This window comes from Halobaculum magnesiiphilum (genome assembly GCF_019823105.1).
In the GTDB taxonomy this organism is placed as follows: Archaea; Halobacteriota; Halobacteria; order Halobacteriales; family Haloferacaceae; genus Halobaculum; species Halobaculum magnesiiphilum.
Genome location: NZ_CP081958.1, coordinates 1,562,247 through 1,577,928, shown reverse-complemented (window position 1 = coordinate 1,577,928; position 15,682 = coordinate 1,562,247). Strand labels below are relative to the sequence as shown.

Here is a 15,682-nt window from a genome sequence, read left to right as displayed (position 1 = left end):
TTCGCTTCCCACGCACATGACGACCACCTGGTCCCGTCGTCGGACCCTCGCGGCCGCCGGCGCGGCGCTGTTGGCCGGCTGTAGCGGCTCGGCACCCTCCGACGAGCCCGCCGGCGACGACCCCGCCGACGGGTCGAACGGAACGCCGACGCCGGAGCCGACGCCCGTCCCCGAGCCCGACACCTCGTTCACGCCCGCGGAGTGGAGCGCCCCGACCGACGCGCCGACGAGCGACGTCGAGCGCACCGTCCTCGTGGAGAACCTGGAGGTCCCCTGGGACGTCTCAGTCGCGGACAACGGCGACCTGTTCGTCACCGAGCGCGTCGGCCGCGTCAGCCGCGTCGCCGGCGGCGACCTCGACACGGTGTTCGCCCCCGAGGACGCGATCGACGCCGGATCGATCGCCTCAGAGCCGCAGGAACAGCAGTGGTGGGTCGAGGGCGGCGAGGGCGGCACTCTCGGCGTCGCGGTCCACCCGGACTACCCAGACGTCGAGGTGCTGTACGTCTACTACACCGCCAGCGTCGGCGGCGACGAGCGGATCAACCGCGTCTCGCGGTTCGACCTCTCGGCCGACGACCCCGCCGCGACCGAGGAGGTCGTCGTCGGCGACATGGCCGCGAACAACTTCCACAACGGCGGCCGGATCGCGTTCGGTCCCCGCGGCTACCTGTGGATCACCACCGGCGACGCCGGCGAGGAGGCGATGGCGGCCGACCCCGGCGAACTCCCGGGGTCGGTGCTGCGCGTCACGGTCAACGGCGAGCCCGCGCCGGACAACCCCGACATCGACGGCGGCGACCCGCGGGTGTTCACCTACGGTCACCGCAACCCCCAGGGCCTGGTCTGGCTCCCCGACGGCACGCCCGTCGCGACCGAGCACGGCCCCTCCGGCCGCGACGAGATCAACCGACTGGTCCCGGGCGGCTTCTACGGCTGGCCCGACACCCGGACGGCTGAGGAGTACCGCGGGCTGCCGGAGGACAGCGACGTGCGGCGCCCGCTGGCGAACACCGGCGGGAGCACCTGGGCGCCCACGGGGGCGCTGTTCTACACGGGCGAGACCGTCCCCTCGTGGCGCAACCGCCTGATAATCGGCGGGTTGGGCAGCCAGCAGCTGATCGTCGTCACGCTGTCACCCCCGGAGGCCGAGCTGCCGCCGCCGGGCGACGACGGGCGCCGGTTCGACGCCGACTGGCTCGACGACGCCTACACCGCCACCGCCCACCCGATGTTGACCGACGTGCTCGGCCGGATCCGTCACGTCGAGCAGGGCGTCGACGGCGAGCTGTATGCGATCACGTCGAACCGGGACGGGCGCTCCACCGAGGCGTTCCCCAAGGAGAACCACGACGTGCTCGTGAAGCTGGAGGCGAGCGAATGAGCCGGCGCAGAACCGGCGGGCTCGCGCTTCTGGCGGCGCTCGCGCTCGTGGTCGCGAGCGTCGCTCCCGCGGTCGGGGCGGCGGCCATGGGCGCGGGAACTGCGGGCGAACCGGGCGCGCACGGCGCCGCCGGCGCGTCGGGCACCGGGTTCGCCCAGTCGGGGTCCGACGGCCTCAACCCCTGTGTGGGCACCATCGACGAGGACCGCCGTCCGGACACGACGACGCTCGTGTCGATCCAGGGCGCGCGCGCCGGCGACAAGACCGCCGCGCTGCTGGTCGGCTTCGCGCCGAACGGCTCGGTCGTCGGCGTCCACAACGACACCGCCGACGGCCGCTGGTGGTCCTACGACGTGGACCCGCTCCCGAACGGCGAGCTGCTGATGGCGACGACGCAGGACCGCCACACGGTGATCGAGCGGATCGACCCCGCGACCGGCGAGACCACCTCGACGACCGACTTGGAGAACGTCGAGGACGCCCACGACGTGGACTACCTCGGCGACGGGGAGTTCGTCACCGTCGACAAGGGCGACGAGCGCAACCGCGTGGTGATCTTCGACGACTCCGGCGAGATCGTCTGGCATTGGCGCTTCGACGAACACACCGACCGCTTCCCGCGCGAGGGCGGCGGTCCCTACGGCGAGGACTGGACCCACGTCAACGACGTGGACCCCATCGGCAACGACACGCTGCTCGTCTCCGTCCGCAACTTCGACCAGGTGATCGCCATCGATCGCGATACGAAGGAGGTGAAGTGGACGCTCGGCGAGGACGACGACTACGACATCCTCAACGAGCAGCACAACCCAGACTTCATCGAGGGCGAGGACGGCCGCACGACCGTCATCGTCGCCGACTCCGAGAACGACCGCGTCGTGGAGTACAGCAGGACCGACGACGGCGAGTGGGAGCGCACGTGGTCGCTCTCGGGCGGCGGCCTCCACGAGCCCCGTGACGCCGACCGCCTGCCGAACGGCAACACGCTCGTCACCGACCGCCGCGGGCACCGGGTGCTGGAGGTCACCCCGCGCGGCGAGGTCGTCTGGGAGGTGTACACCCCGTGGCAGCCGTACGACGCCGAGCGCGTCGGCACCGACCCCGGATCGGAGGGGCCGACGATGCGCCAGGTCGGCGCCGAGGGCGACCGGGAGCTGACCGGCGGGACGGTCTTCGACACCGCCGAGATCGAGTCGTGTTACGCGTACCTCACCGGCGTCGAGCGCGACCGGCTGGTCCCCGACGACGAGCTGTGGGGCGACGGCGGCGAGCTGGGCGACGCGGCGACGCCCGGCGACGCCGACGGCTCGGGCGCAAACGACGCCGGCGGCGACGCGGACTCGACCGACCGCGAGTGGACGACCGTCCCGGACGAGTCGTTCGTCCAGACGCCCGGGTTCGGCGTCCCGGCGGCGCTGACCGCGTTCGTCGCGGCCGTCGCGCTCGCGGGCCTCGTCGCGGTTCGGCGCCGGAGCCGCGAGTAGATCGGTCGTCGCCGCGCCGCGACCGCTCGGACGGCCTTCGTATCAGTAGTTCAATATTCCTGGGCGCGGATCGTGTGCGCATGCCCCTCCAGGCGGTCGTCCGCAAGGACTTCACGGACTCGATCCGGTCGTTCACGCTGGCGTCGACCACGCTGCTGTTCGTTCTCTTCGCGGCGTTCCTCGCCGCGATCCAGTGGGTCCCTGACCTGTACGGGGCGAGCACGGCGACCAAGAGCACGCTGGCGCTGTTGAACAGCATGCGCCAGCCGACGGTGTTCATGATCCCGCTGATCGGGCTGCTGATCGCGTACGACACACTCGCTGGCGAGCGAGAGGACGGCAGCCTCCGGCTCCTCCTCGGTCTGCCGAACGCCAGACACCACGCCGTGCTCGGGAAGTTCATCGGCCGGACCGGCGTGATCGCCGTCGCGATCGGCGTCGCCTACGCGGTCGCGGGCGTCATCGCGCTGGCGACGTACGAGTCGTTCGACGTGCGGGTGTTCGCGCTGTACACCGTCCTCACGGTCGGCTACGGCGCGGTGTACGTCGCGCTCGCGACGGGGTTCTCCGCGGCGATGGACTCCCGGCTCCGGGCGCTCTCGGGCGCGGGCGGGCTGTACGCCCTGTTCATCCTCGGGTGGGACGTGCTGTTACTGGCACTGCAGCTGGCGATCTACGGCAACGAGATCCCGGAGGCCGGGCTCCCCGACTGGTTCAAGTTCATCGGGCTGGTGAACCCCTCGACGGCGTTCATGCACGCGGTTCGGACGGTGATCCCCGAGTACGAGGCGCTCACCTTCTACCCGGAGGGGAGCGCGTGGTACCTCGGCGACTGGATGGGGTTCGTCGTGTTGGCGGCGTGGGCGGTCGTGCCGCTCGCGATCGGCCTGTGGCGCTTCGAGCGCGCGGACATCCACTGAGCGGATCCGGTGGCGGTTCGATCGCGCCGGTTCGCTCGCCCCTGACTGCCGCCCGACTGTCAGCCGAACCGGTCCAGTCCGGCCTGCCGGCGCGCGACGCCGGGCGGGTCGCGCGTCCAGGGGGTCCGCGCGTCGCGCAGCGCCGCGGCGTCGTCGCCGTCGGCGGCCGGTTCGTCCGGCTCCCACCCCGGACACGACTCCCCGCAGTCGCTCGCGGGGTCGACGACGCGGTCGAAGTGCGCACACCGGGGGCGCCCGTCGGCGGTCGCCTCGCAGTTGCCGCAGGCCGGGAACTCGTAGGTCCGCCAGCCCTTGCCGTAGGCGCGCTCGGCGATCCGGCGGCGCTTCTCGGCCTTCTCGACGGCGCTCACGAGCGCCACGTCCGCGCGGCCGGGGTGCTCGGCGAGCAGTTCCACGCCCGGGCCGTCGGCGTCGAGCGGGGTCGCCTCGCGGATCACCCGTCGCTCGCCCGTCTCCGGGCGGAAGCGCCAGACGCCGACGGCCTCGGGGATCCGGTTCAGGTGCGCGCCGGTGACGTGGCTCTCGGTCGCGAGGACGACGCGGTCGAACAGCGCGAGACTGATGTCGACCCGGAGCTGTCGCCGGAGGTCGCCCGGACGCCCGAGATCGGGCTTGTTCTCGATGGCGACCAGCTCGTCGACCCAGTCGTCGGGGTAGCGCGTCGCCTTGCGGACGTAGCGCCGCCCGCCGCGACGCTCCTCGGTGAAGAAGCCACAGTCGACGGCGGCGTCGGCGATGCCGCGCGCGCGGTCGGGGTGGGCGTCGACGGCCTCGGCGACCGGCACCGCCTCGGCGACGCCCGCCGCCGATTCGACCGCCTTCGGCGGGACCGTCCGGTCGGTGATGCGGGCGCGCTCCTCGAACGACGGGCCGGGGACGAGCCCGACAACGTCGACGACGCGGCTCCCGGGGGCGGCGACGGCGCCGCCGAGCTGGCGCGCGATCACCCAGTCGGTCGCGCGCTCGAGGTGGGCACACAGCGCCAACTCGAAGCCGAACTCCATACCGGGGCGCGGGACCGGACGGGCAAAAGCGCTCGCACCCGGGACGGAACCCGGAACGGATCGGTCGCTATCGGGGGTGATACCCGCGACGACGGGCTTTTGTGTCCCGTCGGCTCCCCGCCTGCATGGACAGACGACGATTCCTCGCGGGGGCGGCCGCCGCCGGCGTCGCGGGGCTGGCCGGCTGCGGGACCGCGTCGGGGACCGTCCGGGCCCCGTCGCTGCCGGCGGACCGACTGGAGGAAGGGGGATGGGAGCGCACGCGCGCCGACACCGAGGAGGTGCTCTCGCGGACGGTCGCCGGCGTCGACGTGACCGCGACGGCGGTCACCCGCGTGTACGACGACGCGGCGCTGCGCGCCGAGGTCTCCGAGAAGACCCTGGGGGCGCTCGACGCGCCGCTGTCGAACGTCTTCGCCAGCCGGATCGCCTTCTCGCCGAACCTCGCCGAGATCCCGCTGGAGTCGGCGCGGGAGGAACTCGCCGACCGCGCGGGCGAGGTCGCACGGGGCCAGTTCGAGTCGCAGCTCTCGTCGGCCGGGCTCGCCGACATCTCCGCCAGCGACGCGGGCACGCTCACGGTCGAGACGGGCGAGGACGCCTCGCTCACCGAGTACGATGCCGCATTCGCGTTCGACTCGCTCTCGTTCGACGTGCGCGGGGAGACGGTCACCGTCGAGGGCGGCAGCGTCGCCGTCGAGGGGCTGCTCGCATCGTGGGTCCACGACGGCGGCCTCCTGATCGCCGGCGGCGCCTACCCCGCGGAGAACGTCACACGGGCCGTCGATCAGGAGCTCTCGGAGGCGATCACCGTCTCCGTCGACGTGGATCTGGGCCTCACGCCCGACGCGTACCGCGAGGAGGTCCGCGGGATCGTGACGCGCGTGGAGTGAGGCGAGTCACCGCCGTCGCGCCGGCGGGACCCGACCGCGGCCTCGCTTCACCGTGCGGACCGCCGGATGCACAAGCGGTTAGTCCCGCCGAACCGAGCCGGCACCCATGCGAACCACCGACGCCTTCGTCGCGTTGCGCTGTCTCGACTGCGACGCGCGCCACGACCCGAGCGAGGTGACCCACCGCTGTCCCGACTGCGGCGGCATCACCGACCCCGAGTACGACCTCGACGCGGTCGACCTCTCCCGGGAGGACCTCGAGTCGCGCCCGTTCGACTCGCTGTGGCGCTACGAGGAACTGCTCCCGTTCCCCCCAGAGGCTGCCGTCTCGCTGGGCGAGGGCGCGACGCCGCTGGTCGAGTGTCCGACGCTCGCCGAGCGCATGGGCGTCGGCGCCGTCTACATCAAGGACGAGGGGCGCAACCCGACGGGAACGTTCAAGGACCGCGGGCAGACGGGCGCCGTCACCGCCGCGGTCGAACACGGCGCCGAGTCGATCGCGCTCAACAGCGCCGGCAACGCGGGACAGGCCGCGAGCGCCTACGCCGCCCGCGCGGGGCTGGACTCGCACGTGTTCCTCCCCGGCCGCGCCGGCTTCACCCAGAAGGCGATGACGGAGGTCCACGGCGGGGACCTCCGGGTCGCCGAGGGGGAGATCACCGACGCCGGCGCGGAGTACGCCGCCGCGATGGAGCCCGGCGCCGAGGGCGACGCGGCCGGCTGGTACTCGACGAAGACGTTCGTAACGCCGTACCGCCACGACGTGAAGAAGACGATGGCTTACGAGACGATCGAGCAGCTGGACTGGGACGTACCCGACGCGGTCGTCTACCCCACCGGCGGCGGCGTCGGCCTGATCGGGATGCACAAGGCCGCGACCGAGTTCCGCGAACTCGGCCTCACCGACGACCTGCCCGGGATGTACGCCGCGCAGGCGGAGGGCTGTGCGCCGGTCGTGCGCGCCTTCGAGGAGGGCGATGAGGTCCACGAGGCGTGGGCGGACATCACCACCGTCTGTAACGGCATCGCCGTGCCGGACCCCGGCGCGTCGCCGTGGATCCTCGACGCGATCGAGGAGTCCGGCGGCGGCGCCGTCGCCACGAGCGACCGGGCCATCCTCGACGCCGCCGTCGAGGTCGCGCAGGCGGAGGGGATCGAGGTCGGCGCGACGTGCGCGTCGGCGGTGTCGGGCGCGTTCGAACTCGCCGAGCGCGGCGAACTGGGGGCCGACGACACGGTCGTCCTGCTCAACACCGGCGCCGGCAACAAGGACGTGGACACGCTGCGGAGCCACCTCGGCGCGCGGGAGGACGGCGCCGCGGGCGAGGCGGCCGAGTAGCCGACGGACGCAGCGCTCCCGGCGGATGTTCTTGTACGGAGACGGGGGCAGTCGGTCGTGATGTAACACACCGCGAGCCCTCACGTGCACGCCACACAGCCGCGGCTCGCGAGTCGGTAGCGGGCGGCTCGGGTGAATCCCTCGTCACACGGGGCTCGGTGGGGGTAACCCTCGTCACGGCCGCCCGGGCCGACGTAGCCGACCGGCGCGTATCACTCCTTCCCATCGTCGCCGCGGGCGTCCGCGTCGCCGTCGCGGTCCCACGCCGCGAGCGCGCGGTGTTCCTCGGCCACCGCACGCACCGTCTCGGGATCGAGCGGGCCGTCCTCGGTCACGACGGTCACGCAGTCGGCCGGCGCGCATTCGAACAGCGGCGCGTACGTCGCCACGGGCTCGGCCGCCTCGAAGGGAGCCGTCTCCGGGTGGAACGCCGCCCCCGCGGGGACCACCTTGTCGCGCGCGGTCGCCGCGTACACCGGCACGCCCTCGCGGGTGGCCGCCAGCGCCAGCCCGCGGGTGCCGACCTTGTTGGCGACGCCGCCGTCGGGGAACACCGCGTCGGCGCCGACGAGCGCGACGTCGACGCGGCCGTCGGCGAGCAGCGACGCGATCGCCGAGTCGGGGAGCAGCGTCACCGCGCGGTCGTCAGTCGCCCCCGGATCGTCGTCGTCGGCCGCCAGCGACGCGGCCACCTCGCGTCCCTCGCCGCCCGGCTCGGACTCGGCGACGAACACCGGGCCGTCGAGGCGTTCCAGCGCCGCGGCGACGGTGCCCGAGCGCGACAGCGTGAGCACCGCCGGCGGCTCGCCGTCGTCGCCGTCCCCGTGGTCGGCCAGCGCCCTGGCCGCCTCACGCGCCGCCCGGTCGTCGGCGTCGACCGCGTCGGCGACGGCCGTGACCGCCCGATCCCGAACCGCCGCCGGCGTCCGATCGGCCTCGTGCATCACGCGGTTCACTCGCGTCGCGAGCGCGGTCATTCCCGGCCGGGCGTCCCGCAGGTCGCGGGCGGCGTCGGCGACCGACTCCCACGGGTGGCCCGCGAGCGTCGCGTCGGCGGCCTCGTCGCGAAGCGCCTCCAGCGCGCGGACCGAGACGGACGCGGAGCCGTGCGTTCGGTCGGCGGCCACGGTCTCGGCGGTCGGGCCGACGGCGCGGTAGGCGTCCCACAGCCGCGGCACCGTCTCCCGCTCCAGCATCGCCGGCGGCTGGACCCACTCGGTCGCGGCCAGCTCCTCGTTCGGCTCCACGGCCCGCGTGTCGCAGTCGAACAGGAACGGGTGGACGGTGAACGCCCCCTCGGCGTCGTGGACGGCGACCGTGTCGCCGCGGCGGACGAGCGTCAGGTCCGTCTTGCCGATGCCGGTTTCCTCTCGGATCTCCCGGAGCGCGTCGTCGACCGGGTCGTCGGCGTCGCCCTCGACGTACCCCGAGACGCCGCCCCAGCGCCCCGAGTAGGTGCCGACGGCGTCGCTGCGGCGGACGAGCAGCACCTCGCCGCGGTCGCGGAGGAAGGCGGTGACGACGTGTGCCATACCGGCGTGTCGGCCGCGGGCGACTTCGGGATACCGGCGGGTCGTCACGGTCCCGCCGGCCGTCGTCGCGATCGCCCCGGTCGCCGTCGTTGCAGCCGCGCCGCGGACGCGAACACCGGATACGTGTACCACCACCGGCGCGCTTTTGCGGGCGACGGACGCAGGTCCGCCATGGAGCTATTCGCCGTCCCCGACCTCCCCGAGATCCGGGAGGGGGACGACCTCGCGGCGCTCGTCCGCGACCGGGTCGACCTCCGACCCGACGACGTGGTCTGTGTCGCCTCGACGGTCGTCTCGAAGGCCGAGGGCCGCGCGTTCGATCTGGACGACTTCCCGGCGGGCCCGCGAGCGCGGGAGATCGCCGCCCGGCTCTCGGAGATCTCCGGCGACGAGAAGGACCCCCGATTCGCGCAGGCCGTCCTGGAGGAGTCGACCGAGGTGATCATGGAGGCGCCGTTCCTGCTCACCGAGTCCCGATTCGGCCACGTCGGCGTCAACGCGGGCATCGACCGATCGAACGTCCCCGAGGGCGACCTCCTCCTGCTGCCGAAGCGCCCCTCCGAGTCCGCCGAGCGCATCCGCGATGGGCTGCCCGCCGACCGCGTGCTCGTCACCGACACCTGCGGGCGGCCGTTCCGCCACGGCCAGCGCGGCGTCGCCGTCGGCTGGGCCGGGATGGCGCCCGCCCGCGACTGGCGCGGCGAGTCGGACCGCGACGGCCGGGAACTCGGGGTGACCGTCGAGAACGTCGCCGACGAACTCGCGGCGGCCGCCAACCTCGTCGCCGGCGAGGGCGCCGGGGGAACTCCGGTCGTCGTCGTCCGCGGCTTCGAGTGGGGCGACCACGCGGAGTCGGACGCGCACTTCCGGGACGTGGACGGCGACCTGATCCGCCAGGCGGTTCGGGGGTGGGAGTTCGATGGATAGCCCGATGCTCGGCATCGAACTCGCGCCGGAACACCCGGTCGACCGGATGGTCGAACTCGGGACGCTCGCCGAGGACGCCGGCTTCGACTCGCTGTTCGTCTCCCACCACTACAACAACCGCGACGCGTTCTCCGTGCTCTCGCAACTGGCCGCCGCGACCGACACCGCCCGCCTCGGCCCGGGTGTCGTCAACCCGCTGGAGTTCCACCCCGCCACGCTCGCCTCGAAGGTGGCGACGCTGGACGAGGCCAGCGGCGGCCGCGCCGTCTTCGGCGTCGGCCCCGGCGACCCCTCCACCCTCCGCAACCTCGGCCTCGGCGATGAGCGGGGCCTCCGGCCGGTGCTGGAGGCGTTCAAAACCGCGCAGAAGCTGTGGGCCGGCGAGCGCGTCGACGGCGCCTCGACCTTCGCCGCCGCCGACGCGGGGCTGAACTACGAACCCCCGCAGGGCGCCGACATCCCGGTGTACGTCGGCGGCGAAGGGCCACACATGTGCCGGATGGCGGGCAAGCACGCCGACGGCCTGCTGTTCAACGGCTCACACCTCGACGACCTCGCGTGGGCGCGCGAGCAGGCGGAGCAAGGCAAGACCGACCGTCCGGACTCCCGCGGCGACTTCGACCTCGCGGCCTACGCCGCCGTCAGCGTCGCCGAGGACGCCGACGCGGCACGGGATGCCGCCCGGCCGCCCGTGGCGTTCATCGCCGCCGGCGCCGCGCCGCCGGTGCTGGACCGCCACGGGATCGACGCGGGTCTGGCGGGTGATATCGGCGACCGGATCGCCGCCGGCGACTTCTCCGAGGCGTTCGATCTGGTCACGCCCGCGATGGTCGACGCGTTCTGCATGGCCGGCGACGCGGACGCGGTCGCCGAGCGCATGGCCGCGGTGCTGGAGCACGCCGACTCGCTGGTCGTCGGCTCGCCGCTGGGGCCGGATCTCGACGCGGCGATCGAGCTGGCGGCCGAGGCGGCCGCTCGCGCGACGGAGTAGGACGGAACGGGACGGCGGAGAAGTTCGTTCGGGCCGGTCGGTTCAGCGCTGGCCGCGGGCGCGTTCGCGCTGGCTCTTCGCCGCGAGGTTGCCGATGCCGAACTCGTACCCCAGCGCGCCGAGCGCGAGATAGCCCATCACCAGCGACGCGCCGCCGACGAACGCGGCGCCGAACAGGAACGAGACGAACGACAGCGGGTCCCGAAGCGCCACGTCCGTCACGAAGATGACGATCAGGTCGACGACGCTGGTGACCAGCCGCGTGAGGAAGTCGATGACGGTTACCATGCTCGGCGCTCGGTCCCGCGGGGACTTGAGCGTTGATGTGTCGGCGACGGCGCGAGCATGGGCGGGGGAGTCGCGGTCGGCTCGCGCCGGAGTTATGCCCCGTGCGGCGTTCGGTTCGACCGTGCCCGAAGACCGATCGCTGGAGGAGTTCGCCGGCGCCGAGCTGGACGCGGACGCCGACACGAACGCGGACGCGGAGGCCGACACCGACGCCGGCGCGGACGCGGAAGCAGTAGACACCGTCGACCTCGCGGAGCCGACGTACGACTACTCGCCCGACGGCGCCGCCTGCGCGGCCTGCGGCGAGTCGGTGACCCGTCGCTGGCGCGACGACGGCGACTACGTCTGCGGCGACTGCAAGGAGTGGTGAGCGGGACGTCGCCCCGGCGGATCACCGCGAGCCGTGGCGCTCGAACCCGTCCGCCAGCGTCGACGCCCCGACCGACAGCACCGTCGGGCGGCCGTGCGGACAGGCGTACGGCTGCTCGCATTCGCCGAGGCGCTCGACCAGCCGCCCCGCCGTCTCGCGGTCGAGCGCGTCGCCCGCCTTCAGCGACGGATGGCAGGCCAGATCCGCGAGCAGATCCTCCCGGAGGGCCGCCGCGGCGTCGCCGCCGCGGCCGCCCGACTCCCGGAGGTCAGTCGCGACCCCTCGCAGCGAGTCCGCGTCGGCGACGCGTCCCAGCGGCGCCGGCACCGCCGTGACTCGGTAGGTCGTCCCGCCGAACGGGTCGACTGAGAAGCCGAGCGTCGCCAACTCTTCGCGGTGCTCCTCTACGGCCGCTGCGGTCGGCGGATCCAGCGTCACCGTCTCCGCGGGGTCCAGCTCGGACGACGGCACCGCCTCGTCCGCGAGGGCCTCCCGCAGGCGCTCGAAGTTGACGCGCTCGTGGGCGGCGTGCTGGTCGACGACGAGCAGGTCCTCGCCGGCCTCGCAGACGACGTACAGGTCGCGGAACACGCCCAGCACCGTCGCGTCGGCGAAGTCCGACTCCGTCGCCTCTGCGGGCGAAAGCGAGGAGTCGAGATCCATCGCCACCTCGCCGGACCTGCGGAGGTCGGCCGTCGTCAGCGCCTCCCGGACCCCCGCCTCGACCGCGTCGGCGACGGCGTCGCCCCCGCGGATCGCGACGCGCTCCTTCGCGGGGTGGACGTTCGGGTCGACCGCCCACGCCGGCAGGTCGAGGCGGACGACGGCGACCGGCTCGCGACCGTTCGGGAGGAGACTGCCGTACCCCCGCGCGACCGCCTTGCGGAGGTCGTCGTCGCGGACGGGTCGGCCGTTCACGGCGACGTGGACGTGTTCGCGGGTCGACCTGGTCGTGGAGGGGTAACAGAGCCGCCCCTCGACGGTGAGGTCGGCCGACCGGTCGGCCAGATCGACGCCGGCGCGGTGGGTGACCGCCGTCGACTCGCCGCCGGTCTCCCGGCCGTACAGCGCCACCAGCGCGTCCCGGAGCCCGGTTCCCGGCGTCGACGCCGTCTCGCGGCCGTCGTGGTCCAGCGAGAACGCCACCTCGGGTCGGGCGAGCGCGTACGACGTGAGCAGCTCCGATATTCGGCCGAACTCCCTGGCGGGCGACGCCAGCGACTCCCGGCGCGCGGGGCGGTCGCCGAACAGGTCCGTCACGACGGCCGTGGTGCCGCGCCCGCGCCCGGCGTCCTCGACCGTCTTCTCGCCGTCCGACACGGTCACGCGCGTTCCGACCGCGGCGCCGTCGCTCGTCACGAGGTCGAGGTCGCCGGCGTCGGCGATCGCGGCCAGCGCCTCGCCGCGAAAGCCCATCGTGGTCGACGTTCGGAGGTCGTCGGCCGCACGGATCTTGCTCGTCGTGTGCGGCTCGACCGCGCGGGCGGCGTCCTCGCGGCCCATCCCGCGGCCGTCGTCGGCGACCCGGATCCGGTCGGTGCCGTCGCCGTCGACGGCCACCTCGATCCGGTCGGCGCCGGCGTCGAGCGCGTTCTCCACCAGCTCGGCGACGACGCGGGCGGGCCGGGTGATCACCTCGCCCGCGGCGATGCGCTCGACGGTGTCCTCGGACAGTTCGCGGACCGCTGTACCGGACGACTCCTCGCTCACGCCCTCTCACCCGCGTCGTCGGCGTTCGCGGCCTCCTCGGCGCGGCGCTGGTACTCGTGCAGCGCGTTCAGCGCCTCCAAGGGCGTCGTCTCCGCGAGCGGGTGGTCGAGGAGGTCCGCGAGCAGGTCGGCGACGGCGTCGTCGCGGACGGCGGGCGGTTCGGGGTCGGCGGACGGCGCGTCGCCGCCGTCGTCGCCGTGGCCGTGCCCGTTCGTCGAAATCTCGTCGAGCGTGCGCTGGGGTGTCGCCCCGGCGGACCCGGACCCGGACCCGGACCCGGCGTCGACTGTCGGTTCTCCCTCGTCGCGGTCGCGGTCGGCGGCGACGAGGTCGTGCGCGCGGGCGACGACGGACTCGGGAACGCCCGCCAGCTCGGCGACCTCGACGCCGTACGACGAGGAGGCGGCCCCCTCGCGGATCCGGTGGAGGAACGTCACCTCGTCACCAGAAACGCGGGGCGTTTCTGGTTGGCTCGCGGGAGCTTCGCTCCCGCGAACGCCGTCGCGCTCGGTCGCCGCGAAGTGGCGGTTGACGACGCGCTCGTACTCGTCCGCCAGATCCGTGAGTTCGTGGTAGTGGGTCGCGAAGAGGGTCGTCGCGCCGGTCTCGTCGTGGAGGAACTCGACGGCCGCGCGGGCGATGGCCCGGCCGTCGGCCGTCGAGGTGCCGCGGCCCACCTCGTCGAGCAGGACCAGCGAGTCGCCGGTCGCGTCGTGGAGCACGTCGGTCAGCTCGCGCATCTCGCGCATGAACGTCGACTCGCCGCCGGCGATGTCGTCGCTGGCGCCGACGCGGGTGAACACCCGGTCGACCACCGGGAGGCGCGCGGCGTCGGCGGGGACAAACGAGCCGGCCTGCGCGAGCACGACCGCGAGCGCCACCTGGCGCATGTACGTCGACTTCCCGCTCATGTTCGGGCCGGTGATCAGCGCGACGGTCCCCCGCGGGAGGGCGGCGTCGTTCGGGACGAACTCCGGCTCCGTCTCCTCGACGACCGGGTGTCGCGAGCGATCGAGCGCGATCCCGTCGGCGCCCATCTCCGGGCGGACGTAGTCGCGCTGGACGGCTGCGGTCGCGAGCGCCGCGAGCGCGTCGACGCGGGCGACGGCGTCCGCGAGCGCGCCGATCCGGTCGGACTCGTCGGCGACCCGGTCGCGCAGGTCGGCGAACAGCTCGTACTCCAGGGCGTCGGCGCGCTCCTCGGCGCCGAGGATCTCGTCCTCGCGGCGCTTCAGCTCGGGCGTGTAGAAGCGCTCGGAGTTCTTCAGCGTCTGGCGGCGGGTGTAGTCGTCGGGCACCTTCTCGAGCTGCCCGTTCGTCACCTCGATGTAGTAGCCGTGGACCTGTGTGTACCCCACCTCCAGGTTGTCGATGCCGGTGCGCTCGCGCTCGCGCTCCTCCAGGTTCGCGATCCACTCGCGTCCCTCGCGGGCGGTCGTCCGGATCTCGTCGAGTTCCCCGTCGTAGCCCGCGCGGATCACGCCGCCCTCGGTGATCTCCTGGGGGGGCTCCTCGACGACGGCCTCGTCGATCAGCTCACGGAGGTCGTCGAGCGGGTCGAGGTCACCGCGAACCTCGGCCAGCGCGTCGACGCCGCCGATCGCCTCGCGGATGTCGGGCACCGCCGCGAGCGTGTCGTAGAGCGACCGGAGGTCGCGGGCGTTCGCGCGCCCCCGGGAGATCCGCCCCGCGAGCCGTTCCAGATCGTAGGCGGCCGAGAGGGCGTCGCGAACCGCCTCGCGGGCGAGCGTGCGTTCGGCGAACGCCGCGACCGCGTCGTGGCGCGCCTCGATCGCCTCGCGGTCGACGAGCGGTCGACGAAGCCACGCGCGCAGGCGCCGACGGCCCAGCGCCGAGCGCGTCTCGTCGAGCGTGTCGAACAGCGTCCGCCCGGACCCGACGTGGTTCTCGAACAGCTCCAGCCCCCTGAGCGCGGTCGCATCGAGGCGCAGCGAGCGCCGGGGGTCGTACCGCCGCACGCGACGGACGTACTCCAGGGGGCCGTCGTCGCCCTGGGTGTACTCGGCGTACGACAGCAGCGCGCCGGCGGCGACGCGCTCGGCGGCGTCGAACCGGTCGGGGTCGGCGTAGCGGTCGAGCACCCCGCGGGCGGCCTCGGGGTCGAACGTCTCCGGGTCGCGTTCGGTTCGCATGCAGTCGGCGCCGTCGACGACGGCGGGGTCGACGCCGGGGGCGACGAGGAGTTCGGCGGGGTCGATCCGCGCGAGTTCCTCGTCGACGGCGGCCGCGTCGCCGGCGGTGACGGCGCATTCGCCGGTCGACACGTCGACGTACGCGACGCCGTAGGCGGGGTCGTTCTGGTCCTCGTCCTCACGGGTCGCTCCGCTCCCCGTTCGGGCCGAGGCCTCGGTTCCCTCGGCCTCGCTCGCGACACAGGCGACGTAGGTGTTCGACCCCTCGGCGAGTAACTCCTCCTCGACGACGGTGCCGGGGGTGAGCACCTGCGTGACCGCGCGCTCGACGAGGCCGGAGGCCTCCTCGGGGTCCTCCACCTGGTCGGCGACGGCGACGCGGTACTCGGCGTCGAGCAGGCGCTTCAGGTACTTCGGGGCGTTGTCGACGGGGATGCCGCAGGCGGTGTAGGTGCCGGTGGAGTCCTCGCGTTCGATCCGGGTGAGCTCGCAGACGCGGGCGACCTCGTCGGCGGCCTCGCAGAACGCCTTGTAGAAGTCGCCGACGCGGAAGAGAACGATCGCGTCGTCGTATCGCTCGGCGACCTCGACGTACTGGGCGAGCATCGGCGTCAGCTCCTCGCGGCGGTCGAGCATCGTCGCCGGCGCTCCCGTGACCATAGTCGT

13 protein-coding genes are annotated in these 15,682 nt (G+C 73.6%); 8 read left to right on the top strand and 5 right to left on the bottom strand.

The annotated features are described in order from the left end of the window. The first annotated feature begins 16 nt into the window (after window positions 1-16). The 3 genes from K6T50_RS07980 to K6T50_RS07970 all read left to right on the top strand — a co-directional run bounded on the left by K6T50_RS07980 (window position 17) and on the right by K6T50_RS07970 (window position 3,788). Window positions 17-1,384, top strand: coding sequence for a PQQ-dependent sugar dehydrogenase (locus tag K6T50_RS07980; RefSeq protein WP_222606106.1), 1,368 nt, complete (start codon window positions 17-19; stop codon window positions 1,382-1,384). Then, complete coding sequence (locus tag K6T50_RS07975) at window positions 1,381-2,868, top strand: aryl-sulfate sulfotransferase (protein ID WP_222606105.1); 1,488 nt, start codon at window positions 1,381-1,383, stop codon at window positions 2,866-2,868. Before K6T50_RS07980 ends, K6T50_RS07975 begins: the two co-directional genes overlap by 4 nt. An 80-nt stretch (window positions 2,869-2,948) precedes the next feature. Then, window positions 2,949-3,788 carry an ABC transporter permease subunit gene (locus K6T50_RS07970; RefSeq protein ID WP_222606104.1) on the top strand — a complete coding sequence of 280 codons (840 nt, stop codon included), beginning with the start codon at window positions 2,949-2,951 and terminating at the stop codon, window positions 3,786-3,788. Window positions 3,789-3,847: 59 nt separating this feature from the next. Here the strand turns inward: K6T50_RS07970 and K6T50_RS07965 are convergent, their stop codons facing one another. Then, on the bottom strand, window positions 3,848-4,813 hold the full coding sequence (locus K6T50_RS07965) for a DUF5787 family protein (RefSeq protein WP_222606103.1): 966 nt from the start codon (window positions 4,811-4,813) through the stop codon (window positions 3,848-3,850). A gap of 125 nt (window positions 4,814-4,938) precedes the next feature. On the opposite strand from K6T50_RS07965, the gene K6T50_RS07960 reads away from it, so the two are divergent. After that, complete coding sequence (locus K6T50_RS07960; RefSeq protein WP_222606102.1) at window positions 4,939-5,706, top strand: DUF6517 family protein; 768 nt, start codon at window positions 4,939-4,941, stop codon at window positions 5,704-5,706. A gap of 106 nt (window positions 5,707-5,812) precedes the next feature. Then, window positions 5,813-7,045, top strand: coding sequence for a threonine synthase (locus K6T50_RS07955; RefSeq protein ID WP_222606101.1), 1,233 nt, complete (start codon window positions 5,813-5,815; stop codon window positions 7,043-7,045). 212 nt (window positions 7,046-7,257) lie between these two features. Here K6T50_RS07955 and K6T50_RS07950 read toward each other — a convergent pair whose 3' ends face one another. Continuing rightward, window positions 7,258-8,577: an NUDIX domain-containing protein gene (locus tag K6T50_RS07950; protein ID WP_222606100.1), complete on the bottom strand. Its 1,320-nt coding sequence runs from the start codon at window positions 8,575-8,577 to the stop codon at window positions 7,258-7,260. A gap of 171 nt (window positions 8,578-8,748) precedes the next feature. Here K6T50_RS07950 and K6T50_RS07945 point away from each other — a divergent pair, with 171 nt between their 5' ends. Then, window positions 8,749-9,504 carry a coenzyme F420-0:L-glutamate ligase gene (locus K6T50_RS07945; RefSeq protein WP_222606099.1) on the top strand — a complete coding sequence of 252 codons (756 nt, stop codon included), beginning with the start codon at window positions 8,749-8,751 and terminating at the stop codon, window positions 9,502-9,504. Window positions 9,505-9,508: 4 nt separating this feature from the next. After that, window positions 9,509-10,495, top strand: a complete 987-nt coding sequence (locus tag K6T50_RS07940) for a 5,10-methylenetetrahydromethanopterin reductase (RefSeq protein WP_222608857.1) — start codon at window positions 9,509-9,511, stop codon at window positions 10,493-10,495. 42 nt (window positions 10,496-10,537) lie between these two features. Here K6T50_RS07940 and K6T50_RS07935 read toward each other — a convergent pair whose 3' ends face one another. Further along, window positions 10,538-10,783, bottom strand: a complete 246-nt coding sequence (locus tag K6T50_RS07935; RefSeq protein WP_222606098.1) for a DUF8024 family protein — start codon at window positions 10,781-10,783, stop codon at window positions 10,538-10,540. Window positions 10,784-10,904: 121 nt separating this feature from the next. Here K6T50_RS07935 and K6T50_RS07930 point away from each other — a divergent pair, with 121 nt between their 5' ends. Continuing rightward, the gene (locus K6T50_RS07930; protein ID WP_222606097.1) at window positions 10,905-11,153 is read left to right on the top strand and encodes a DUF7573 domain-containing protein; all 249 of its coding nucleotides are present in this window, start codon (window positions 10,905-10,907) and stop codon (window positions 11,151-11,153) included. Window positions 11,154-11,174: 21 nt separating this feature from the next. On the opposite strand, the gene mutL is transcribed toward K6T50_RS07930, so the two are convergent. Continuing rightward, a complete protein-coding gene (mutL, locus tag K6T50_RS07925) occupies window positions 11,175-12,863 on the bottom strand; it encodes a DNA mismatch repair endonuclease MutL (RefSeq protein WP_222606096.1) in 1,689 nt (562 codons plus the stop codon). Then, window positions 12,860-15,652: a DNA mismatch repair protein MutS gene (mutS, locus tag K6T50_RS07920; protein WP_321170100.1), complete on the bottom strand. Its 2,793-nt coding sequence runs from the start codon at window positions 15,650-15,652 to the stop codon at window positions 12,860-12,862. Before mutS ends, mutL begins: the two co-directional genes overlap by 4 nt. Between the last annotated feature and the right edge of the window lie 30 nt (window positions 15,653-15,682).